Here is a 21,270-nt window from a genome sequence, read left to right as displayed (position 1 = left end):
TTGGGCGTCGTAAGTTATTTACTTAACGATCGATAGATAAATGATAGATGTGATCCAGCTCACACGTCAACATGTTTTTATAACGACCGTTAAATTAATTTTATTTTCGTTAATTTTCATACCCATATGATTAATTTATTTTTAAGCAAACTACGCTGGTCGCGGGATGGGTTTATTTTTATAATGGTCATTCAACAAACCAACTGAGGACCAACGGCAAATGACAACCGAAGTCACGAGTTGCGCAAAGAAAAGCCGTGGCCGACCAAAAGTGTTCGACAGGGATGCGGCGCTCGATAAGGCCATGACACTCTTCTGGCAGCATGGGTACGAAGCGACCTCGCTTTCCGATCTGGTAGAAGCGACCGGCGCTAAGGCACCCACGCTGTATGCGGAATTTACCAATAAAGAGGGGCTGTTCAGGGCAGTGCTGGACAGATACATCTCGCGCTTTGCGGCAAAACACGAAGCGCAGCTTTTTTGCGAAGAGAAAAGCGTTGAACAGGCGTTGCAGGACTATTTCTGCGCCGTCGCGACCTGCTTTACCAGCAAAGACACACCCGCGGGCTGCTTTATGATCAACACCTCCGCCACGCTTGCTGCTTCATCTAAAGAGATTGCCAATACGGTGAAATCACGCCATGCCATGCAGGAGGAGACGTTAAGTACGTTTCTGGCCCAGCGGCAGCAGCGCGGTGAAATCCCGGCGCACTGCCGCCCGCAGGAGCTGGCGCAATACCTGAGCTGTATTTTACAGGGTATGTCCATCAGCGCCCGTGAAGGGGCTACGCTTGAAAAACTGCAGAGTATTACGCAAACCACACTGCGTCTGTGGCCTGAACTGCTTAAACTTTAAGGCAAAAAAAAGCTCCTCAGCCTGAGCGCATGAGGAGCTAAGTTCAGAGAACATCTTTTTTACACTTTGTTGTTCAGTACCAGCTGACCATTGTTGTCCAGAGGGATCTGGGTGCCAGGGTCTTTATCCATGCGGATTTTGCCCTGCTGGTCGCCAATTTTGTAGGTTACGTCATAGCCCAGCATTTTTTCGGACTTGTCATAAACGGTTTTGCAGCGCTGCTGTGTGGTGGTGTACGTATCGTTGTCCTGCATTGCGCCCTGCACCTGATTACCGGCATAGCCGCCACCCAGCGCACCCACGACCGTCGCCACATCTTTGCCTCGTCCGCCACCAAACTGATGACCAATCACGCCGCCGGCTACGGCACCGAGAACTGAACCGGCAATGCGGTTTTCATCCTGCACCGGACGACGGTGAGTCACAGAGACGTTGCGGCACTCCTGACGAGGGGTTTTCACGGTTTCTTTAATCGGGGTAGCGGAAACGACCTGCGCATACTGCGGGCCACGATCAAGTACGTTGAGACCGGCTACGGCAGCCACACCTAGCGCAGCAGCGACGCCAATCCCTATACCCGCCAACATTGATTTATTCACGGGACTTCCTCCTTTGTTGCTATTGGAAACTATTTTGCAACAGGGGTCAGTCCTCGCCAATAAGACAAAGGATTAAAAAATGGGCGTCTGGGGGAGATATATCGTGTTTGAGAGAACTCTTAAGCACGCAAAGTGTGATGTACAGCATGAAATGCTAAAAAACCCCTCCGGATGGCCCGGAGGGAGAGAAATATCAGTGCAGCTTCAGTCGAGGACGGATCACGCGGTTGATTCGGCCGACCAGCATCATCAGACCGGTTTTGAAGTAGCCGTGCAGTGCAATCTGATGCATACGGTAAAGGGAGATATACACGAAGCGTGCAATGCGCCCTTCTACCATCATCGAGCCGCGCATCAGGTTACCCATCAGGCTACCCACGGTAGAGAAGTTAGACAGTGACACCAGCGAACCGTGGTCTTTATAGACATACGACTTCATCGGCTTCCCTTTGTACTGCGCCAGGATGTTGTGCAGCACCAGACTCGCCATCTGGTGAGCGGCCTGAGCGCGCGGCGGCACGAACCCACCTTCAGGGCGCGCACAGGATGCACAGTCTCCAATAGCGAAGATTTCCGGGTCGCGCGTGGTTTGCAGCGTCGGCTCTGTCACCAGCTGGTTAATGCGGTTGGTTTCCAGCCCGCCGATCTCTTTCATGAAATCAGGCGCTTTGATACCCGCCGCCCAGACCATCAGATCCGCCTGGATATACTCGCCGTCCTTAGTATGCAGGCCGCCTTCGTCAGCGCTGGTCACCATGGTCTGCGTCAGCACCCGCACGCCCAGTTTGGTGAGTTCATTGTGCGCCGCACCGGAAATACGTGGCGGCAGCGCAGGCAGAATGCGTTCACCGGCTTCAACCAGCGTCACGTTCAGCGCTTCGTTAGTCAGCCCTTTATAACCGTAGCTGTGCAGCTGTTTCACCGCGTTGTGCAGCTCTGCAGACAGCTCAACGCCCGTCGCGCCGCCGCCGACAATAGCAATGTTCACCTTGCCATTGGCACCCATATTGCTGGTGTACTTCAGGAACAGGTTTAGCATTTCCTGATGGAAACGACGCGCCTGGTGCGGGTTATCGAGGAAGATACAGTGCTCTTTCACGCCCGGCGTATTGAAGTCGTTAGAGGTACTGCCCAGCGCCATGACCAGCGTGTCATACGCCAGCTTGCGTTCAGGAACCAGCAGTTCGCCTTTTTCATCACGCAGTTCGGCCAGTGTAATGGTTTTGCTTTCACGGTTGATATCCACCACGGATCCCAGCTGGAACTGGAAATGGTGATTGCGCGCATGCGCCAGATAGCTCAGCGCATCGACGCCCTCATCCAGCGAACCGGTCGCCACTTCGTGCAGCAGCGGTTTCCACAGGTGGCTATGGTTGCGATCCACCAGCGTAATTTTGGCTTTTTTGCCGCGACCCAGCTTTTTACCCAGCTGTGTGGCCAGCTCCAGCCCGCCAGCACCACCGCCTACAATCACTATCTTTTTCAATGGCGTAGTCAACGTGACCCCCTCAAATTATTAACCAATTGTTAAGTAAAAGTTATAAAAATAACCCTTAATTAACAACAGGTTACAGCACTGAAACCATTCAGGTGAATTGAGAATAACACGTCAGGCGCATTGGTCATACCAAAATTGATATGCATCAAGTTTTGATGGCTTAAAAGTAGACAATTCTGGACAAAAAGAAACCCGGTCGCAAAGGCGTACCGGGTTTCGGGTGACAGGCTGTGGCTTAGCCCAGCGTTTTGAAGGCTTTGATGCGCTGCAGATGCGGGGAGATATTCTTGAATTTGTGGGTCTGTTCCTCGTCCCAGACAATTTCATAGTAATGATGCAGCAGTTCTGCCGCCCTGCTGCTGTTCAGTGCCTCATCCTGGCGCGAGAGGATCACTAAACAGCGATCGCGGTTTTTCTCACGGAAGTTACTCACGCACTTGGTGGCAATGTCGACATACTCTTCCGGGCGGTCAATTTTGCCTTCCATGTTCTCGTTCGGGAACAGGTTGGGATTGAAAACGACCTGGCGGATGTCGCACAGGAAGCCAATGCGTTCGGCCCAGTAGCCCCCCAGCCCCACGCCGCAGATCAGCGGACGTTCATCGACATTGAGCTGTAACATCTTGTCCACTTCCTTGAGCAGATGCTGCATATCATGCTTCGGATGACGCGTGCTGTAACTGATCAGCCGTACATCCGGGTCGATAAACTGCAGCTGCAGCACCTTCTCATGATTACCAGGACTGTTTGAGTCAAAACCGTGTAAATAGATGATCATTGTCTTCTCACCACGCTACGCCTTCCGGGAGGGTTTACAGGCTGGCTTTATGTGCCTGCCAGCGCTCATTCAGTGCTTCAAGCTGGGCGTTGACCGTCTTCCAGCGCGCCGAATCCATCAGCTCCTGACGGCTAAATGAACCTTTATGATACAATTGTGTAACACGCTCTGCTTTGATCGGCGACAGGTTATCCAACACGCTGACGGCCCCTTTACGATTATTGCAGACGAGGATCATATCGCAACCTGCGTCCAGGGATGCCTGCCCGCGCTCCGCGTAGCTGCCCATAATTGCCGCCCCTTCCATCGACAGATCGTCGGAGAAAATCACGCCGTTAAAACCGAACTCCTGACGCAGCACCGTTTTCAGCCAGTGCGGTGAACCGCTGGCCGGGCGCGGATCGACATCGCTGTAAATCACGTGTGCAGGCATGATGGCATCAAGCTTGTTATCGGTGATAAGCGAACGGAACACCGACATATCTTTGGCACGAATTTCCGCTTCCGGACGCGGATCGCGCGGCGTCTCTTTGTGAGAATCTGCCGTCACTGCGCCATGTCCCGGGAAGTGTTTGCCGGTGGTTTTCATGCCTGCTGCGTGCATGCCGTCGATAAAACGGGTGGCTATTGCCAGCGCAATGCGCGGATCTTCATGGTATGAACGCTCGCCAATCGCCGCGCTGATATGGCCCACATCCAGAACGGGAGCAAAGCTGATGTCGATATCCATCGCAATCATTTCGCTCGCCATCAGCCAGCCAGCATCCTGCGCCAGTTTACCGCCCTCTTCTGTACCCAGCAGCGCAGCAAAAGATTGTGCGGCAGGCAAGCGGGTGAACCCCTCGCGGAAGCGCTGCACGCGCCCGCCTTCCTGATCCACCGCGACCACCAGATGGTTACGGGACGCCGCGCGGATCTGACGAACCAGTTCGCGCAATTGCGCCGGATCGTGGTAGTTGCGGGTAAACAGAATCAGCCCCCCTACCAGCGGATGCGCCAGAATGTCGCGCTCCTCCGCATCCAGCTCAAACCCTTCGACATCCAACATGACTGGACCCACACGAACCTCTCTTATCCTTTAGTTTGTAACTGACGCCAGACGTCATCTGCCAGCGTAATAAAGTGTTTGTCGTTTGATTGCTGATAGCGCATTTCAAACCAGCCCACCATCAGCATGAATACCCAGGGTCGCCACCGCCTGACCTGCCGCATCAGCATCAACGCATCCATCTGCGCTTCACGGGCATAGGCCATTATAAGCTGCTCACGAGAGGCATCTTCCGGCATCCAGACCGCCGCCAGCTCCAGCGCCACGTCGCCATCTCCGGCATACTCCCAGTCGATGAGCCTGGCTCCCGCGGGCGTGTGTACAATATTCCCGGCGTGGACGTCCATATGCAACGGCGAAAGCCGTAAGGGTTGCGGTTCCCCTCGCTTTCGCATCCGTTTAAGCTGCGCAAGCCAGAATGGCGTTCGTCTGTCGGGCGAGGCCTGCTGCCAGTATTTTTCCAGCAGCGGTAACAGCGTAACCTGCCATCCCAGGCAAGGCTGGCGGTGAAGATGATACAGCATCGCGGCGAGCGCGGGAGTATGCGGAAGCGTGCTTTTGATCTCCCCCGCAAGATACTCTACCGCCATCCAGCCCTGCGTAAAAAAACAGGGCTTCGGCACGAGATCCGCAGGCAAGCGCCTCAGCGTACGAAACTGTCGGCGAAAGTGGGAGGCAGGGGCAGAGAGATCGTGATGCTGTCGCAGCACCAGCCGATGTTCGCCCTGCTCAATGATGCAGCTCGCGCCGCCAAGCCCGGAGTGGGCCTGCGGCGCGATAAGGCGATACTGAGGAAAATAACGCGTCAGAATCTCGTCACGCGTGCAGCTATTGTTGCGTAACGGCACCTTTACCTGACCAGATTATTTCACCCGTCTGAACCAGCATCAGCTGCATCTGCAGCGAAGGCGTGTTCACATTACCGGTGGCGTTAGAATAGAGGACATACTGAGCGCCAACGTTGCGCGCAATGCCTATCGCTTTGCTGCGCGAGCCCAGGCTATCCTGCGGCGACAAGCCCAACTGCTGTTTGGCTACTGCCAACTGCTGTGTCGAGACCAGGGTAAATTTGCCGTTGTTTGCTAACGCATTACGCAGCGTTTCCGTCGCTTCGCCCGCGTTGAGTGAACCATTGGTGCGGTTATTTACGCTATCCACCAACAGTACGCTTCCCGGCGTCACGCCCTGAGCCTGCAACATTTTGCCCACCATAGGCTGCATTGCGCCATTCCAGTCATAGTGACGCACGCGCGGCGCAGGCTGTGACGTTTGGTCCGGGTGCTCAATTGGGCCAGGCTGCGCCGGAATGGTCGGGACAGAAGGCACCGTTGGCACCGGCTGCGTTGGCTGTGTCGGCTGTTCCGTACCCGGTTTCGCCTCATCCACTGGCGCAGGCTGTTCTGTACGCGTCACACACCCTGCGAGGAAAAGTGCAAACGCACTTAAGAGCACATAACGGCTCATATTTTTAATCAAGGATCACCCCTTACAGATAAAGATAAAGTCTCACCTTATGTGCACCCAAATAGTTAGCGCTGCCATAGAGCGTCACCGACGATCTTGCCGGAATAGTCACGCTACGCGGCGCCTCAAGCGGATGCATTTCAAGACCTCTTACGTCATACCAGTAGAAGCGGTAATGTACCGTCACTGGCTCATGTCTTTCGTTATAGAGCGTAGAGGAAGCAGAAGGTTGGATTTCGCTAATGGTCAGCGAAGGCTGCTCTGCCGTAATGCCTGCAGCAAGGACTGAGGACTCCATCACCAGCGTCTGTTCGTCGCTGACGGGGATCGCAGGACGCGCACTGCACCCTGCTATCACCAGCGTTATCATCAGCGCTGCAATACGCCCTCTTAACATGTCAAAGACCTTTATGTGCCAGCATCGGTCCCAGTGGTCGCCCACCCAGAAGATGCATATGGATATGATAAACTTCCTGACCGCCGTGGCGATTGCAGTTCATGATCAAACGATAGCCGTCTTCAGCGATGCCTTCCTGCTCAGCAATTTTCGCGGCTACCGTTAGCATACGGCCTAACGCCACTTCATGCTCGGTTTTCACATCATTGACGGTAGGAATCAGAATATTTGGAATGATAAGGATATGCGTCGGCGCCTGAGGTGAAATGTCCCGAAAAGCCGTCACCAGCTCATCCTGAAAGACGATATCCGACGGGATTTCACGGCGGATAATTTTACTGAAAATCGTTTCTTCGGCCATGACCTTTTCCTTTTTTGATTAATCTGGCGTGATGCGTCCGCTATTCACACATACAGTCTTTACGACAGTGTGATACAACGCAAGAGTATGAGCGAGTTTCTCCTGTCCTTTCAACCTTCTCCCTCGATTTCTTTCCCGATCCCTCGCCAGCTGGCGGGAGAGTGACCGCCAGACGACATTTTTCCTCTGAAACATTATTTCAGTTTCGTCCGAAACATCTGTTTACAGTGCTAATAACAATGCGTATATTTCGCATTTGCATTTTCATGCGCGTTTTTGACAAAGAATACGACGCCAGCCCGGTTAAGGGACTGACGCAAACAACCTTCACCATTCACTAAGGGTTTGATGATGTCTTTCATTAATCATACCAGGGATGGGCAACGTCAGCCTGTTGCAACGCCTTCGTTGCTGGCAGCCTGCGTTGCTATGGCACTGATGCCAACCGTAAGTTTCGCCGCCCCAAACGAGGAAACACTCGTCGTTGACGGTACTTCCCAGCCAGACGCGTCCAGCGAAGAGCAGGACTACAGCGTCAAAACCACCACCATCGGCACCAAAATGCAGATGGTCCAGCGCGATATCCCCCAGTCAGTCTCCATTGTCAGTGAACAACGTATGGAAGATCAGCAGCTGCAAACGCTGGGAGATGTGATGGATAACACGATGGGGATCAGCAAAAACACCGCAGACTCCGATCGCAGCAGCTATTACTCACGTGGTTTCGAGATCGACAACTACATGATTGATGGTATCCCCACCTATTTCGAATCTCGCTGGAACCTCGGGGATGCCCTCTCGGATACCGCCCTGTTTGAGCGCGTGGAAGTGGTGCGTGGGGCGACCGGCTTGATGACGGGCACGGGTAACCCGTCGGCAGCGATCAACATGGTGCGTAAACATGCCACCAGCCGCGAGTTCAAAGGCAATCTGTCTGCGGAATACGGCAGTTGGAACAAGCAGCGTTACGTCATGGATCTGCAAAGCCCGTTAACGGATGACGGGAATGTACGCGGTCGGATCGTGGCTGGCTATCAGGATAATGACTCCTGGCTCGATAACTACAATCAAAAGAAAACCTTCTTCTCCGGCATTCTTGATGCGGACCTGGGCGATACCACCTCATTTTCGGCTGGTTACGAATATCAGCGCATTGACGTGAACAACCAGACCTGGGGCGGCTTACCGCGCTGGAACACGGACGGTAGCGTAAGGCATTACGATCGCGCCCACAGCACCGCGCCTGACTGGGCCTATAACGACAAAGAGTTCAACAAAGTTTTCGCCACCTTCAAACAACGCTTTGCCGACACCTGGCAGGCCACGCTGAATGCCACCCATACCGAGGCCAAATTCGACAGTAAAGCCCTGTACCTTGACGCTTATGTGGACAAATCAACCGGCATGCTGGTTGGGCCTTATTCGAATTATGGACCGGACTACGGCTATATCGGCGGGACGGGCTGGAACAGCGGGAAGCGTAAGGTCGATGCTGTCGATTTGTTTGCCGATGGTGGCTATGACCTGTTTGGCCGCCAGCATACCGTGATGTTCGGCGGCAGCTTCAGTCGTCAAACGAACCGTTACACCAACGCGTGGGCGAACGTATATCCGGACGAACTCGGTAATTTCTACGACTATGATGGCCATTTCCCGGAAACAAACTGGGGATCGCAGGCGCTGGCCCAGGACGACAAAACGAATATGAAATCGCTCTACGCCGCGACGCGCATTTCGTTGGCCGATCCTCTGCATTTGATTCTCGGTGCCCGCTATACGAACTGGAGCGTCGACACGATGACTTATGGTATGGAAAAAAACCATACCACGCCGTATGCGGGTCTTGTCTATGACATTGATGATAACTGGTCTGCCTATGCCAGCTATACATCCATCTTCCAGCCACAGAACTACCGTGACAGCACCGGCAGGTATCTCGACCCAATCACCGGCAACAATTATGAAGTGGGCCTGAAGTCGGACTGGATGAACAGCCGACTGACCACAACGCTCTCTGTCTTCCGCATCGAGCAGGATAACGTGGCGCAGAGTACGGGGCGCGTGATTCAGGGGTCAACCGATACCGCTTATGAAGGCGTAGACGGCACAGTAAGTAAAGGCGTTGAATTTGAAATTAACGGCGCGCTGACGGACAACTGGCAAATGACCTTTGGCGCGACGCGCTACCTGGCTGAAGACAGCGACGGTAAAGACGTTAACCCTTACCTACCGCGCACGACGGTTAAACTGTTCACCAGTTACCGTCTGCCAGCGATGCCTGCGCTGACCGTGGGTGGCGGTGTTAACTGGCAAAACCGCGTTTACAGCGACGTTGCCACACCTTACGGTACATGGCGTGCGGAACAAGGCAGCTATGCGCTGGTTGATCTCTTCACCCGCTATCAGGTCACGAAGAACTTTTCTCTGCAGGGGAATCTGAACAACCTGTTCGACAAGACTTACGATACCAACGTTCAGGGCTCACTGGTCTACGGTGAGCCGCGCAACGTGAGCGTGACCGCAAGCTATCAGTTCTGATCCCTCAGACGTATTAATAGGGAGCCGAATGGCTCCCTTTTTTTGTTCGCGCTTCTCGCCGGGTGACGATTCGTTTCACGTAGGCCCGGTAAGGCGTAGCCGCCACCGGGCTGAACAGGCCGCACAAATAAAAAAGGCAGCCATTCGGCTGCCTCAGTCTCCCCACATCACAACTTAGTTGTTGCGGATGTACTCATCCATTTCGGTTTTCAGGTTATCGGATTTGGTACCGAAGATTGCCTGAACACCAGAACCTGCAACAACAACACCTGCTGCGCCCAATTTTTTCAGGCCCGGCTGGTCAACTTTTGCGACATCGGCAACGCTCACACGTAGACGAGTGATACACGCGTCCAGGTTAGTGATGTTCTCTTTACCACCGAACGCGGCTACCAGTGCTGGAGCCATTTCGCTGGTCACGCCTGCTTTGCTGTCTTCAGTTGCATCTTCACGACCCGGAGTTTTCAGGTCCAGTGCTTTGATCAGCACGCGGAAGATGGTGTAGTAAGCAACGGCATAGCACGCACCCACGATTGGGAACAGCCACAGCTTGCTGCTGTTACCGGACAGAACGATGAAGTCGATCAGACCGTGAGAGAAGGACGTACCGTCACGCATACCCAGCAGGATACAGATTGGGAACGCCAGGCCAGCCAGTACAGCGTGGATGATGTACAGGATCGGCGCAACGAACATGAAGGAGAACTCGATCGGCTCGGTGATACCGGTCAGGAACGAGGTCAGCGCTGCGGAGATCATGATACCGCCCACTTTTGCACGGTTCTCTGGTTTAGCAGAGTGCCAGATTGCAATCGCAGCAGCCGGCAGACCGTACATTTTGAACAGGAAGCCACCAGACAGTTTGCCTGCAGTTGGGTCGCCTGCCATGTAGCGTGGGATATCGCCGTGGAATACCTGACCTGCTGCGTTGGTGAATTCACCAATCTGCATCTGGAATGGAACGTTCCAGATGTGGTGCAGACCAAATGGTACCAGGCAGCGCTCGATGAAGCCGTAGATACCGAACGCCACAACCGGGTTCTGGTAAGCAGCCCACTGAGAGAAGGTCTGAATAGCGGAACCGATTGGTGGCCAGATGAAGGACAGGATCACACCAGTGAAAATCGCTGCCAGACCAGAGATGATCGGAACGAAACGCTTGCCCGCGAAGAAGCCGAGATACTCAGGCAGCTTGATGCGATAGAAGCGGTTAAACATATACGCTGCAATCGCACCGGAGATGATACCGCCCAGAACACCGGTGTCCGCCAGGTGTTTCGCGGCGATCTCTTCAGCCGGTAAATGCAGAACCAGCGGCGCAACCACCGCCATGGTTTTCACCATGATGCCGTAGGCAACCACTGCAGCCAGTGCAGATACACCGTCGTTATTGGTGAAGCCCAGAGCAACACCGATCGCGAAGATCAGCGGCATGTTAGCAAAAACAGAACCGCCTGCTTCGGCCATCACGTGGGAAACTACGGCTGGCAGCCAGCTGAAGTTAGCAGAACCGACGCCCAGCAGGATACCTGCGATAGGCAGTACGGATACTGGCAGCATCAGCGATTTACCGACCTTTTGCAGGTTAGCAAATGCATTCTTAAACATAATTGAGAGTGCTCCTGAGTATTTGTGCTTTTTTTACGCTTTCACGCATTGGCCCGGGGGGAGTACCGTGCCGTGGACAGGACATCTAAGCGCCCTTTATTTATTACACAGAGTAAAATAATTCCCTCTGGGTTTGTTTGACGGCTATCACGTTTCAGTTCAAGACGGCCAAAAAACTTTCAGATATTTACAAAAAGCATGTCTGGATGTGTCTAAAAACACCATCACCGCCCCAAATGAGGCGGTGAACTTTACTCGCTTTATTTATTAATTACGAGCCTAAAAAAAACAGGTGTATCAGACAGATTGCAGGCGGGCGGGGTCGATGTGGAACAGCGTGGAGAAATTTTCCGTCGTCGCACGAGCCAGCTCTTCAATGCTGACGCCCTTCAGAACGGCCATATACTCAGCCACGTCTCTCGTCATCGCTGGCTGGTTCTCTTTGCCGCGATGCGGCACCGGTGCCAGATACGGCGAGTCTGTTTCCACCAGAATGCGATCGAGCGGAACATAACGCGCAGCATCACGCAGCTGCTCAGCATTACGGAACGTTACGATCCCCGAAAACGAGATATAAAACCCCAAATCAAGCAGCTTGCCCGCCGTTTCTCTGTCTTCTGTGAAACAGTGTAGTACGCCACCGCAATCCGTCACCTTTTCTTCCCGCAGGATCTCCAGCGTATCGGCGCGCGCATCGCGGGTATGCACAATGACGGGTTTGTTCAGCTCGCGGCCAATGCGGATATGGTGACGGAAGGACGCCTGCTGGCGTGGTTTAGTTTCCGGCGTGTAAAAATAGTCAAGCCCGGTCTCACCCATCGCCACCACGCCCTCTTCTGCCGCCAGACGACGTAAATCTTCCACGTCATACGCGTCATCCTGGTTCAGTGGATGAACGCCGCAGGAGAAGACGACGTTATCGCGAACGCCAACCAGTTCGCGCATGGAGCGGTAGCCCGGCAGCGTGGTTGCCACGGCCAGACAGAATTTGACATCGCGGGCGGCGGCTTTTTCCAGCACATCATCGACGTTTTTATGCAGAGATTGATAATCCAGACCATCAAGATGGCAGTGTGAGTCGACTAAAAACATAATGTCTCTCTCAGAGATGGGAAACAGGCGGTATTACGCCCGGTTGCAGGTAGTGTTCGATACGCAGTAACTGGTCTGTCAGTAAAAGCTCGCGATTAAGACCGGTTACTGTCAAAAGTTGTTCGCGACTCAGGCAAACATCATGAAGGATAGCGCGCAACGAGACGCCCGACAGGCTATTCGCCAGGGTGTTCACCAGCGACCAGACGTCGAGGTTGGTCAGAAGCGTTGCCCCCTGTTGAAGTTTGAGCGCATCCAGCAGTAAAGCGGCCAGCCAGTGCAGGCGCTCGGTCGCCTGATCGCTGTTCAGGGCAGGCAGCAAACTCAACCAGTCACCGCTATCCAGCGCGGATTCGACGGCACGACACAGCGTTTCACGCTGCGACCAGACATCCGCCTGAAGCAACGCCAGAGCCGCCGCTGGCGCGCCGCTGCACAGCCGCAGCGCAGTCAGGGCCGCGTCTTGTGAGACCGTCACTTCGCGTTCAATCCAGGTGAGCGCCCATGCTTCCTGAGGTACTGCGAGGTGATGAAGACGGCAGCGACTGCGCAGTGTCGCCAGTAATCGCCCCGGTTCACGACATGACAGGAAGAACCAGGTTTTCTCCGGTGGCTCTTCCAGGGTTTTGAGCAACGCGTTCGCCGCCGCCTCGGTAAGCTGCGCGGCATCTTTCAGCCAGACCACTTTGGCCCCGTTAAGCCGCGCGTGTTCATACAGTTTTTCACTGACTTCACGCACGGCGTCAATCCCGAGCGTGCTTTTGCCCTTTTCAGGCTCCAGCGTGTAATAGTCCGGATGTGTGCCCGCCTGCATCAGCTGGCAACCACGGCATTTACCGCAGCTTTTATGCCCTTCCGGCTGCTGACACATCAGGAAACGGGTGATAGCGTAAATGAGCGCATCATCGCCCATTCCTGGCAATGCCTGAATCAGTAACGCATGATGGCCCCGCCCCGCCTGATAGCTGTTGATCAACTGCTCAAAGTGCGGGCGCAACCATGGATACCATTTCATGCCTGTTGCTCCTGGTGCCATTGCGCGACCGTATTCTGAATAGCGCGCGTCACCTCGTCCAGAGACTGTGTTGCATCAATAGTACGAATGGAAGCATCCTGCCCCGCCAGCTCAAGGTAGCGCGCGCGGGTACGGTTGAAGAAGTCAAAAGACTCTTGCTCGATGCGGTCCAGTTCACCGCGCGCGCGGGCACGCTTCAGGCCGACTTCGGGCGTCACGTCCAGATAGAGCGTCAGGTCGGGACGGAAATCACCGAGCACTGCGTCGCGCAGCGTTGCTAACATCGTCTGGTCAATCCCCCGACCACCGCCCTGATACGCCTGGGTAGACAGGTCATGACGATCGCCAATCACCCACTTCCCTTCTGCCAGTGCAGGTTTGATCACCGTTTCTACCAACTGCACGCGCGCCGCATAGAACATCAACACTTCGGCTTTGTCAGTGATGACCTCGTCGCCAACGGATTTGATATCCAGCACGAGGCTACGCAGCTTTTCAGCCAGTTGCGTACCGCCTGGTTCACGGGTAAATACCATGTCCGCAACGCCAAGCGCTTTCAGCGTATCAACCACCACGTTGCGGGCGGTGGTTTTACCCGCCCCTTCGAGTCCCTCAATGACAATGTATTTACTGCGCATTTTTTTCCTTAAGTGCCTTCAGATAGTCCTGAACAGAGCGATTATGGCTGGCAAGGTTGGTATTAAAGGTATGCCCCCCTTTTCCGTCAGCCACAAAATAGAGATACGGTGTTTTGGCCGGGTGCGCCGCGGCTCGTAATGAGGCTTCACTCGGCGTCGCAATCGGGCCTGGCGGCAGGCCTGCGATCACGTAGGTATTATACGCTGTTGGCGTCTCCAGATCTTTTCTGGATATCTTGCCGCTATAACTCTCGCCCATACCGTAGATGACGGTGGGATCGGTTTGCAGACGCATGCCGATGCGCAGACGGTTGATAAATACGGAAGCGACCTGATCGCGCTCTGCCGCAACGGCAGTCTCTTTTTCAATGATCGAGGCCATGGTGACAAACTGGTTTTGATCTTTATAGGGCAGGCCATCTACACGCCCTTCCCACGCTGACTCCACCGCCGCGACCATTTTTTTATGTGCGCGTTTCAGAATAGCAACGTCAGTTGTGCCCGCCGTGTACATCCAGGTATCCGGCCAGAACCAGCCTTCCACCCACTCAGGATGCTCGAATTTCAGCACCTCAGCGACCGTCTGATAGCTGTCGTCTTTTAACGTGTGTTTGATATAGGGTGCGTCACGCAGCTGTTTGAGGTAATCGCTTAAGCGCATCCCCTCAACAAACCGCAGCGGGAACTGGGCCTCTTTGCCGCTCTCCAGCACCTGCAGCATCTGCCTGACGGTCATACCAGGGGTAAAGCGGTACGTACCGGCTTTGAAGTGAGACAGTTCAGGCTCAAGGCGCAGTAACCACTGGAAGACGCGCGGGCGGTTAATGACCTTATCCCCGTAAAGCTGCTCACCCAGCGCAATGCGCCCGGTACCGGCTTTAAGGGTAAAAATCGTCTCGTCTTTAATCAGGATTTTACTGTCCGCCAGCTGACGGACTTTCCACACTCCCGCGCCGCCAGCAATACCCAGCACAACGATGAGGAGGAGAACAAAGCGCAACATTTTCTTCATGACTATCTGGTTTGCTCACATAACGGGGCTAAAAACTGAAACAGTTCGCGCGATGACCAGACCTGCTGGCCATAGGCGCGGACGGGTAAAACAGGCATCAACGCGTTACAAACAATAACTTCATCAGCGGTCAGTAGCGCCTCTTCCCTTTCGTTAACTTCGACAACGCGAAAACCCGAGTGTGCCAACTGTTGCAAACAAAACTGACGCATAATGCCCTTCACCCCAGCCTGCTCCAGTGAAGGTGTGAAGACATCACGGCCCTTCCGCCAGAGTAAATTAGCCGCACAGCATTCCGTAATGAACCCTTCGCTGTCAAGAACCAGCGCCTCATCAGCGTCCGTCTGTTCAAGATGAGTACGAATCAGCACCTGTTCAAGGCGATTGAGGTGTTTAATTCCGGCCAGCATGGGGTTGCGGCCCAGTCGTATCGGGCTCAGCGTCAGCGTGACACCGTCTTTGCGCCAGCTTTCATAATGTGCGGGATAAGCGGATACGGAGAGTATGCGCGTGGGGTTCTCACAGCTGGCCCCGCTATAACCTCGCCCTCCGCTGCCGCGACTGATGATGACTTTGAGCACACCACTGCTCTTCTCTGACACCAGCTGGCTCATCTCACGTCGCAGCGTGTCCCAGTGCTGAAAGGGGATCATTAGGGTTTCGCAGGCCGTTTGCAGACGGCGGATATGCGCGTCGAGCAGGCATACTTGCCCGTCAATAATTCGCGCCGTCGTAAAGCAGCCATCACCAAACTGCGTTGCTCTGTCGCTGGCAGGCAGATTCTCCTGCTCGAGGCCATTGATCAAAAACATGATGTCTCCTGATGCGTGGGGGTTCAGTCTGGCAGGATGTCTTTAACCGGACAAGGGGATTACGCTTAATAAAAAAGGCCCGACAAGCGGACCTTTTTTAATAGCCATCGTGCAGTCAGGCTCAGACTTTTTTGAAGATCAGAGAGCCGTTAGTACCACCGAAGCCGAAGGAGTTACACAGGGTGTACTCCATACCGCTAACCTGACGCGCTTCGTGAGGAACGAAGTCCAGATCGCAACCTTCATCCGGGTTATCCAGGTTGATGGTTGGCGGAACAGCCTGATCGCGCAGCGCAAGGATGGAGTAGATTGACTCTACTGCACCCGCCGCACCCAACAGGTGACCGGTCATGGATTTCGTAGAGCTCACCATTACGCGGCTGGCAGATTCACCGAAGATAGACTTAACCGCCTGTGCTTCAGCTTTATCGCCTGCAGGCGTAGAAGTACCGTGCGCGTTAACGTAGCCAATCTGTGCTGGGGTAATACCCGCATCACGAATCGCATTTTCCATCGCCAGCGCAGCACCCGCACCGTTCTCCGGAGGAGACGTCATGTGGTAAGCATCGCTGCTCATGCCGAAACCAACGATTTCAGCATAAATTTTCGCACCGCGTTTTTTCGCGTGTTCGTACTCTTCCAGTACGATCATACCCGCACCGTCGCCCAGCACGAAGCCGTCACGGTCTTTATCCCACGGACGGCTCGCCGCCTGCGGGTTATCATTACGGGTAGACAGCGCACGCGCCGCACCAAAACCGCCTACACCCAGTGGGGTACTGGCTTTTTCAGCACCGCCTGCAACCATAGCATCTGCATCGCCGTACGCAATGATACGCGCGGCCTGGCCGATGTTATGTACGCCGGACGTACATGCGGTAGCGATGGAAATGCTTGGCCCACGCAGACCGAACATAATGGTCAGGTGACCTGCCACCATGTTAACAATCGTGGACGGAACGAAGAACGGGCTGATCTTACGCGGTCCGCCATTCATCAGAGATGTATGGTTTTCCTCGATCAGGCCAAGACCGCCAATACCGGAGCCAATTGCGGCGCCAATACGGGTTGCGTTCTTTTCCGTAATCTCAAGGCCAGAATCCTGCATGGCCTGAATGCCAGCGACAATTCCATATTGAATGAAGGCATCCATCTTGCGCTGTTCTTTGCGCGAGATAAATTCTTCACAGTTAAAATCCTTTACTAAGCCAGCAAATTTCGTTGCATAGGCGCTAGTATCGAAATGGTCGATTAGGCTGATGCCGCTCTGACCGGCAAGGAGAGCTTTCCAGGTGGACTCTACGGTATTGCCGACAGGAGACAACATGCCAAGTCCGGTCACAACTACACGACGCTTAGACACGTTTGTCCTCCAGGGAGGGAAAAATAAAAGAGATTCGTGGGACTAAAAAAGATAAAACTCAGGCGGTCGAATGACCGCCTGGAGATGTTCACTTACGCCTGGTGACCGTTGATGTAATCAATGGCAGCCTGAACGGTGGTGATTTTCTCAGCTTCTTCGTCCGGAATCTCAGTATCAAACTCTTCTTCCAGAGCCATTACCAGCTCAACGGTGTCAAGAGAATCTGCGCCCAGGTCTTCAACGAAGGAAGCGGAGTTCACAACTTCTTCCTGCTTAACGCCCAGCTGTTCGCCGATAATTTTCTTAACGCGTTCTTCGATAGTGCTCATACTCTTAAATTTCCTATCAAAACTCGCTTTCGCGATGGTTTTCGTAGTGTATAAAATGTTGAAAAATTTGCAACTAAATCCCGGCAGGTCTTACCACGATTTTACGTTATTTTGAGGCCAACCCCTACAATAACGCAAATATTTTTCATCGTGATTAAACCATATACATCCCGCCATTGACGTGAAGGGTTTCACCAGTGATGTAACCCGCTTCGTCAGAGGCTAAAAATGCAACCGCGCTGGCGATTTCTTTAGGGTCGCCAAGACGACCCGCCGGAACTGCCGCCAGCGTACCCGCACGCTGATCATCAGTCAGCGCACGCGTCATGTCCGTTTCAATAAAGCCCGGAGCAACAACGTTTACAGTAATACCGCGGGACGCGACTTCACGTGCCAGCGACTTACTGAAGCCAATCAGACCTGCTTTCGCCGCAGCGTAGTTAGCCTGACCAGCATTTCCCATGGTACCAACCACAGAACCAACAGTGATAATACGACCATGACGCTTTTTCATCATAGCGCGCATTACCGCTTTTGACAGACGGAATACAGATGACAGGTTGGTTTCGATGATATCGTTCCACTCGTCGTCTTTCATTCGCATTAACAGGTTATCACGAGTGATCCCGGCATTGTTTACCAGAATATCCACTTCACCAAACTCTGCGCGAATATTTTCCAGAACAGATTCGATAGATGCAGGTTCGGTCACATTCAGTACCAGACCTTTCCCGTTCGCACCCAGATATTCGCTGATGGCCTGAGCGCCATTCTCGCTGGTTGCTGTACCAATCACTTTCGCGCCGCGCGCAACCAGTGTTTCAGCAATTGCACGCCCGATACCGCGGCTTGCGCCGGTAACCAGTGCGATTTTTCCTTCAAAACTCATGGTATTCCTCTTTTATTGCGCGAGTGCCGCTGACAGTGCTTCCGGCTCGTTAATGGCCGAGGCAGTCAGGGTATCAACAATACGTTTTGTCAGGCCGGTGAGGACTTTACCTGGACCGACTTCATACAGATGCTCAACGCCCTGTGACGCCATAAACTCAACGGTTTTGGTCCACTGTACCGGGCTGTAAAGCTGGCGAACCAGTGCGTTACGGATTGCCTCCGGCGCGGTTTCGCATTTCACATCGACGTTGTTTACAACGGAAATCGTCGGTGCGTTAAACGTAATTTTTTCCAGTTCAACCGCCAGTTTGTCGGCGGCTGGCTTCATCAGCGCGCAGTGTGACGGAACGCTGACCGGCAGTGGTAGCGCACGTTTCGCGCCAGCAGCTTTACAGGCAGCACCAGCACGTTCAACCGCTTCTTTATGACCGGCGATAACGACCTGGCCCGGCGAGTTGAAGTTTACCGGTGAAACCACCTGACCTTCAGCAGATTCTTCACACGCTTTTGCAATCGAAGCATCATCCAGTCCGATGATAGCAGACATGCCACCCGTGCCTTCCGGCACCGCTTCCTGCATGAATTTACCGCGCAGTTCTACCAGACGTACCGCGTCAGCAAAGGCGATCACACCCGCACACACCAGTGCAGAGTATTCACCGAGGCTGTGGCCCGCGAGCAGTGCAGGCGCTTTGCCGCCCTGCTGCTGCCATACGCGCCACAGCGCAACGGATGCGGTCAGCAGTGCTGGCTGAGTCTGCCAGGTTTTGTTCAGTTCTTCGGCTGGACCCTGCTGAGTCAACGCCCACAGATCATAACCCAGTGCATCAGAAGCTTCACGGAAAGTCTCTTCAATTACCGGATAGTGTGCTGCCATTTCAGACAACATCCCAACGGTTTGAGAGCCCTGCCCCGGGAACACAAAAGCAAATTGCGTCATTTTTTAATCCTTATCCTAGAAACGAACCAGCGCGGAACCCCAGGTGAACCCGCCACCGAAGGCTTCAAGCAAGACCAACTGGCCCCGTTTGATTCGTCCATCGCGTACCGCTTCATCAAATGCGCACGGTACCGACGCCGCAGAGGTGTTGCCATGGCGATCAAGCGTCACCACAACATTATCCATCGACATGCCCAGCTTTTTCGCGGTTGCGCTGATAATACGCAGGTTCGCCTGATGCGGCACCAGCCAGTCGAGCGCAGAGCGTTCAAGGTTGTTCGCTTCCAGCGTTTCATCAACAATGTGCGCAAGCTCAGTCACCGCCACCTTAAACACCTCGTTACCAGCCATTGTCAGGTAGATAGAGTTGTCCGGATTCACACGGTCGACATTAGGCAGCGTCAACAGTTCGCCGTAGCTACCGTCAGCATGCAGATGCGTGGAGATGATGCCCGGCTCTTCAGACTGGCCCAGCAGTACGGCACCCGCACCATCACCAAAAATAATGATCGTCCCGCGATCGGTTGGATCACAGGTACGCGCCAGCACGTCAGCGCCGATCACCAGCGCGTACTTCACGGCGCCAGATTTAACATACTGATCGGCAACGCTCAGCGCGTAGGTGAAGCCTGCGCACGCGGCAGCAACGTCAAATGCCGGGCAGCCTTTAATGCCGAGCAGGTTCTGCACCTGGCACGCTGCGCTTGGGAAGGCATGCGTGGCCGACGTGGTGGCGACCACGATCAAGCCAATCTGTTCTTTATCGATGCCAGCCATCTCGATAGCGCGCTGTGCGGCTTCGTAACCCATGGTGGACACGGTTTCGTCTGGCGCGGCGATACGACGTTCACGGATACCTGTGCGCGTGACAATCCACTCGTCAGACGTATCTACCATTTTTTCAAGATCGGCGTTGGTACGCACTTGTGTTGGCAGGTAGCTGCCGGTACCTAAAATCTTCGTATACATGTACGCTCAGTCACTTTTAGCTAATACAGATTCCAGGCGAGCGGCAATCCGTTGAGGAACTTGTCGCTGCACCGCCTGCACTGCCTGTTCTATCGCGACGGAAAAGGCTCGCTGATTGGCCGCACCGTGACTCTTAATCACGATGCCGCGCAATCCTAACAGACAGGCGCCATTATACTGGTCGGGGTTGAGGTGACTGAATCGCCGCGTCAGGCTTTTTTGTAACCAACGCTTTAATAAAATCAGCCACCAGGCGCTTTTTTTACCTTCCCCCTGCGATTTCAGCAGAGAAAGGAACATTCGCACCACCCCTTCCATAGTCTTCAACGTTACGTTTCCGGTGAAGCCATCACACACTAATACATCTGTCTTACCCGTCAGCAACTCATTGGCTTCGAGATAACCAATATAGTTGATGGAGGGAACCTGCTTGAGCAATTCGGCAGCGTCACGAATGCTGTCCAGGCCTTTGGTCTCTTCTTCACCAATATTCAGTAACGCAACGCGGGGATTGTGAATTCCCACTACGTCTTCAGCCAGCACGGACCCCATCACAGCAAACTGAGCCAGCATTGTACTATCACAATCAACGTTAGCACCGAGATCCAGCACCACCGTTTTGCCCTTTTGTTGATGCGGCAACACCGTCACCAGCGCCGGGCGCTCAATGCCCTCAATGGGCTTGAGCAATAATTTCGACAGCCCCATCAGTGCACCGGTATTTCCCGCACTGACGCAAGCCTGCGCTCGCCCTTCTTTCACCAGCTCCAGTGCAATGCGCATAGAGCTGCCACGGCTATTGCGAATAGCCTGCGATGGCCGGGCATCACTGGCAATAACTGACTGTGCAGGAATAATCTGCAGACGTGAACGTTGTTCGAAGTCAGCTTTTGCAAGTAATGGCGTGATTGTGTCGGGATTGCCGACTAAAAGAAGTGTGAGTTGCGAATTAGAATTCAGTGCCTGCAATGCTGCAGGCACTGTCACGGAAGGGCCAAAATCTCCCCCCATGACATCTAACGCCAGGGTTAGACGTGTCAAGGTATCGTCGCAGCCTGGTTC

The 21,270-nt window shown here is 53.9% G+C and carries 22 protein-coding genes; 2 read left to right on the top strand and 20 right to left on the bottom strand.

Annotated features, from left to right (window positions below; all coding sequences use genetic code 11):
- Nucleotides 1–220 precede the first annotated feature (220 nt).
- Nucleotides 221–856: a TetR family copper-responsive transcriptional repressor ComR gene (gene comR, locus ACOQH0_RS08755; protein WP_010429744.1), complete on the top strand. Its 636-nt coding sequence runs from the start codon at nucleotides 221–223 to the stop codon at nucleotides 854–856.
- A 59-nt stretch (nucleotides 857–915) separates the two neighbouring features.
- Here comR and ACOQH0_RS08750 read toward each other — a convergent pair whose 3' ends face one another.
- The 8 genes from ACOQH0_RS08750 to hinT all read right to left on the bottom strand — a co-directional run bounded on the left by ACOQH0_RS08750 (nucleotide 916) and on the right by hinT (nucleotide 7,001).
- Nucleotides 916–1,455, bottom strand: a complete 540-nt coding sequence (locus ACOQH0_RS08750; protein WP_029485037.1) for a glycine zipper 2TM domain-containing protein — start codon at nucleotides 1,453–1,455, stop codon at nucleotides 916–918.
- A gap of 193 nt (nucleotides 1,456–1,648) precedes the next feature.
- Nucleotides 1,649–2,953, bottom strand: coding sequence for an NAD(P)/FAD-dependent oxidoreductase (locus ACOQH0_RS08745; protein WP_420985176.1), 1,305 nt, complete (start codon nucleotides 2,951–2,953; stop codon nucleotides 1,649–1,651).
- A gap of 235 nt (nucleotides 2,954–3,188) precedes the next feature.
- A complete protein-coding gene (ycfP, locus tag ACOQH0_RS08740) occupies nucleotides 3,189–3,731 on the bottom strand; it encodes an alpha/beta hydrolase YcfP (protein ID WP_089599890.1) in 543 nt (180 codons plus the stop codon).
- A gap of 34 nt (nucleotides 3,732–3,765) precedes the next feature.
- The gene (gene nagZ, locus ACOQH0_RS08735) at nucleotides 3,766–4,791 is read right to left on the bottom strand and encodes a beta-N-acetylhexosaminidase (protein WP_421512015.1); all 1,026 of its coding nucleotides are present in this window, start codon (nucleotides 4,789–4,791) and stop codon (nucleotides 3,766–3,768) included.
- Between the two features lie 11 nt (nucleotides 4,792–4,802).
- Nucleotides 4,803–5,627 carry a thiamine kinase gene (thiK, locus tag ACOQH0_RS08730; RefSeq protein ID WP_421512013.1) on the bottom strand — a complete coding sequence of 275 codons (825 nt, stop codon included), beginning with the start codon at nucleotides 5,625–5,627 and terminating at the stop codon, nucleotides 4,803–4,805.
- On the bottom strand, nucleotides 5,608–6,255 hold the full coding sequence (gene lpoB / locus ACOQH0_RS08725; protein WP_089599887.1) for a penicillin-binding protein activator LpoB: 648 nt from the start codon (nucleotides 6,253–6,255) through the stop codon (nucleotides 5,608–5,610). Before lpoB ends, thiK begins: the two co-directional genes overlap by 20 nt.
- Before the next feature lie 10 nt (nucleotides 6,256–6,265).
- Nucleotides 6,266–6,640: a YcfL family protein gene (locus ACOQH0_RS08720; RefSeq protein ID WP_010429726.1), complete on the bottom strand. Its 375-nt coding sequence runs from the start codon at nucleotides 6,638–6,640 to the stop codon at nucleotides 6,266–6,268.
- 1 nt (nucleotide 6,641) lies between these two features.
- Complete coding sequence (gene hinT / locus ACOQH0_RS08715) at nucleotides 6,642–7,001, bottom strand: purine nucleoside phosphoramidase (RefSeq protein WP_010429724.1); 360 nt, start codon at nucleotides 6,999–7,001, stop codon at nucleotides 6,642–6,644.
- 351 nt (nucleotides 7,002–7,352) lie between these two features.
- On the opposite strand from hinT, the gene fhuE reads away from it, so the two are divergent.
- Nucleotides 7,353–9,539 (top strand): ferric-rhodotorulic acid/ferric-coprogen receptor FhuE, encoded by a 2,187-nt coding sequence (gene fhuE / locus ACOQH0_RS08710; RefSeq protein ID WP_421512334.1) that lies wholly within the window; start codon nucleotides 7,353–7,355, stop codon nucleotides 9,537–9,539.
- A 174-nt stretch (nucleotides 9,540–9,713) separates the two neighbouring features.
- Here the strand turns inward: fhuE and ptsG are convergent, their stop codons facing one another.
- The 12 genes from ptsG to plsX form a co-directional block, all read right to left on the bottom strand.
- Nucleotides 9,714–11,147: a PTS glucose transporter subunit IIBC gene (gene ptsG, locus ACOQH0_RS08705; RefSeq protein WP_010429721.1), complete on the bottom strand. Its 1,434-nt coding sequence runs from the start codon at nucleotides 11,145–11,147 to the stop codon at nucleotides 9,714–9,716.
- A 297-nt stretch (nucleotides 11,148–11,444) separates the two neighbouring features.
- A complete protein-coding gene (locus tag ACOQH0_RS08700; RefSeq protein WP_421512011.1) occupies nucleotides 11,445–12,239 on the bottom strand; it encodes a metal-dependent hydrolase in 795 nt (264 codons plus the stop codon).
- A gap of 10 nt (nucleotides 12,240–12,249) precedes the next feature.
- Entirely contained in the window at nucleotides 12,250–13,254 is a 1,005-nt protein-coding gene (gene holB, locus ACOQH0_RS08695) for a DNA polymerase III subunit delta' (protein WP_421512010.1), read from the bottom strand.
- The gene (gene tmk / locus ACOQH0_RS08690) at nucleotides 13,251–13,892 is read right to left on the bottom strand and encodes a dTMP kinase (protein WP_218401646.1); all 642 of its coding nucleotides are present in this window, start codon (nucleotides 13,890–13,892) and stop codon (nucleotides 13,251–13,253) included. Before tmk ends, holB begins: the two co-directional genes overlap by 4 nt.
- The gene (yceG, locus tag ACOQH0_RS08685) at nucleotides 13,882–14,904 is read right to left on the bottom strand and encodes a cell division protein YceG (protein ID WP_109081047.1); all 1,023 of its coding nucleotides are present in this window, start codon (nucleotides 14,902–14,904) and stop codon (nucleotides 13,882–13,884) included. The genes tmk and yceG overlap by 11 nt, the downstream gene beginning before the upstream one ends.
- Before the next feature lie 2 nt (nucleotides 14,905–14,906).
- A complete protein-coding gene (pabC, locus tag ACOQH0_RS08680) occupies nucleotides 14,907–15,716 on the bottom strand; it encodes an aminodeoxychorismate lyase (RefSeq protein ID WP_010429710.1) in 810 nt (269 codons plus the stop codon).
- Between the two features lie 121 nt (nucleotides 15,717–15,837).
- Entirely contained in the window at nucleotides 15,838–17,079 is a 1,242-nt protein-coding gene (gene fabF, locus ACOQH0_RS08675) for a beta-ketoacyl-ACP synthase II (protein ID WP_421512009.1), read from the bottom strand.
- A 92-nt stretch (nucleotides 17,080–17,171) separates the two neighbouring features.
- The gene (gene acpP / locus ACOQH0_RS08670; protein WP_003857954.1) at nucleotides 17,172–17,408 is read right to left on the bottom strand and encodes an acyl carrier protein; all 237 of its coding nucleotides are present in this window, start codon (nucleotides 17,406–17,408) and stop codon (nucleotides 17,172–17,174) included.
- A 154-nt stretch (nucleotides 17,409–17,562) separates the two neighbouring features.
- The gene (gene fabG / locus ACOQH0_RS08665; protein ID WP_010429699.1) at nucleotides 17,563–18,297 is read right to left on the bottom strand and encodes a 3-oxoacyl-ACP reductase FabG; all 735 of its coding nucleotides are present in this window, start codon (nucleotides 18,295–18,297) and stop codon (nucleotides 17,563–17,565) included.
- Between the two features lie 12 nt (nucleotides 18,298–18,309).
- The gene (gene fabD / locus ACOQH0_RS08660) at nucleotides 18,310–19,239 is read right to left on the bottom strand and encodes an ACP S-malonyltransferase (RefSeq protein WP_032647992.1); all 930 of its coding nucleotides are present in this window, start codon (nucleotides 19,237–19,239) and stop codon (nucleotides 18,310–18,312) included.
- A gap of 15 nt (nucleotides 19,240–19,254) precedes the next feature.
- Nucleotides 19,255–20,208, bottom strand: coding sequence for a beta-ketoacyl-ACP synthase III (locus ACOQH0_RS08655; RefSeq protein WP_421512007.1), 954 nt, complete (start codon nucleotides 20,206–20,208; stop codon nucleotides 19,255–19,257).
- A 6-nt stretch (nucleotides 20,209–20,214) separates the two neighbouring features.
- The gene (gene plsX, locus ACOQH0_RS08650; protein ID WP_010429690.1) at nucleotides 20,215–21,249 is read right to left on the bottom strand and encodes a phosphate acyltransferase PlsX; all 1,035 of its coding nucleotides are present in this window, start codon (nucleotides 21,247–21,249) and stop codon (nucleotides 20,215–20,217) included.
- Nucleotides 21,250–21,270: the final 21 nt, after the last annotated feature.

Origin of the sequence: Enterobacter sp. JS8-1 (assembly GCF_049187015.1) — a bacterium.
Taxonomy (GTDB): Bacteria; Pseudomonadota; Gammaproteobacteria; order Enterobacterales; family Enterobacteriaceae; genus Enterobacter; species Enterobacter mori.
Note: the sequence above shows the minus strand (reverse complement) of the source record. Positions and strands in the feature narration are given on the sequence as shown.

Excerpts from the sequence above, each read along its gene's own strand:
- comR (WP_010429744.1), top strand. The coding sequence starts at position 221 with ATGACAACCGAAGTCACGAGTTGCGCAAAGAAAAGCCGTGGCCGACCA.
- yceG (WP_109081047.1), bottom strand. The coding sequence starts at position 14,904 with ATGAAGAAAATGTTGCGCTTTGTTCTCCTCCTCATCGTTGTGCTGGGT.
- fhuE (WP_421512334.1), top strand. The coding sequence starts at position 7,353 with ATGTCTTTCATTAATCATACCAGGGATGGGCAACGTCAGCCTGTTGCA.
- hinT (WP_010429724.1), bottom strand. The coding sequence starts at position 7,001 with ATGGCCGAAGAAACGATTTTCAGTAAAATTATCCGCCGTGAAATCCCG.
- pabC (WP_010429710.1), bottom strand. The coding sequence starts at position 15,716 with ATGTTTTTGATCAATGGCCTCGAGCAGGAGAATCTGCCTGCCAGCGAC.
- fabD (WP_032647992.1), bottom strand. The coding sequence starts at position 19,239 with ATGACGCAATTTGCTTTTGTGTTCCCGGGGCAGGGCTCTCAAACCGTT.
- tmk (WP_218401646.1), bottom strand. The coding sequence starts at position 13,892 with ATGCGCAGTAAATACATTGTCATTGAGGGACTCGAAGGGGCGGGTAAA.
- ACOQH0_RS08655 (WP_421512007.1), bottom strand. The coding sequence starts at position 20,208 with ATGTATACGAAGATTTTAGGTACCGGCAGCTACCTGCCAACACAAGTG.
- holB (WP_421512010.1), bottom strand. The coding sequence starts at position 13,254 with ATGAAATGGTATCCATGGTTGCGCCCGCACTTTGAGCAGTTGATCAAC.
- ACOQH0_RS08700 (WP_421512011.1), bottom strand. The coding sequence starts at position 12,239 with ATGTTTTTAGTCGACTCACACTGCCATCTTGATGGTCTGGATTATCAA.
- acpP (WP_003857954.1), bottom strand. The coding sequence starts at position 17,408 with ATGAGCACTATCGAAGAACGCGTTAAGAAAATTATCGGCGAACAGCTG.
- ycfP (WP_089599890.1), bottom strand. The coding sequence starts at position 3,731 with ATGATCATCTATTTACACGGTTTTGACTCAAACAGTCCTGGTAATCAT.
- ACOQH0_RS08720 (WP_010429726.1), bottom strand. The coding sequence starts at position 6,640 with ATGTTAAGAGGGCGTATTGCAGCGCTGATGATAACGCTGGTGATAGCA.
- ptsG (WP_010429721.1), bottom strand. The coding sequence starts at position 11,147 with ATGTTTAAGAATGCATTTGCTAACCTGCAAAAGGTCGGTAAATCGCTG.
- fabG (WP_010429699.1), bottom strand. The coding sequence starts at position 18,297 with ATGAGTTTTGAAGGAAAAATCGCACTGGTTACCGGCGCAAGCCGCGGT.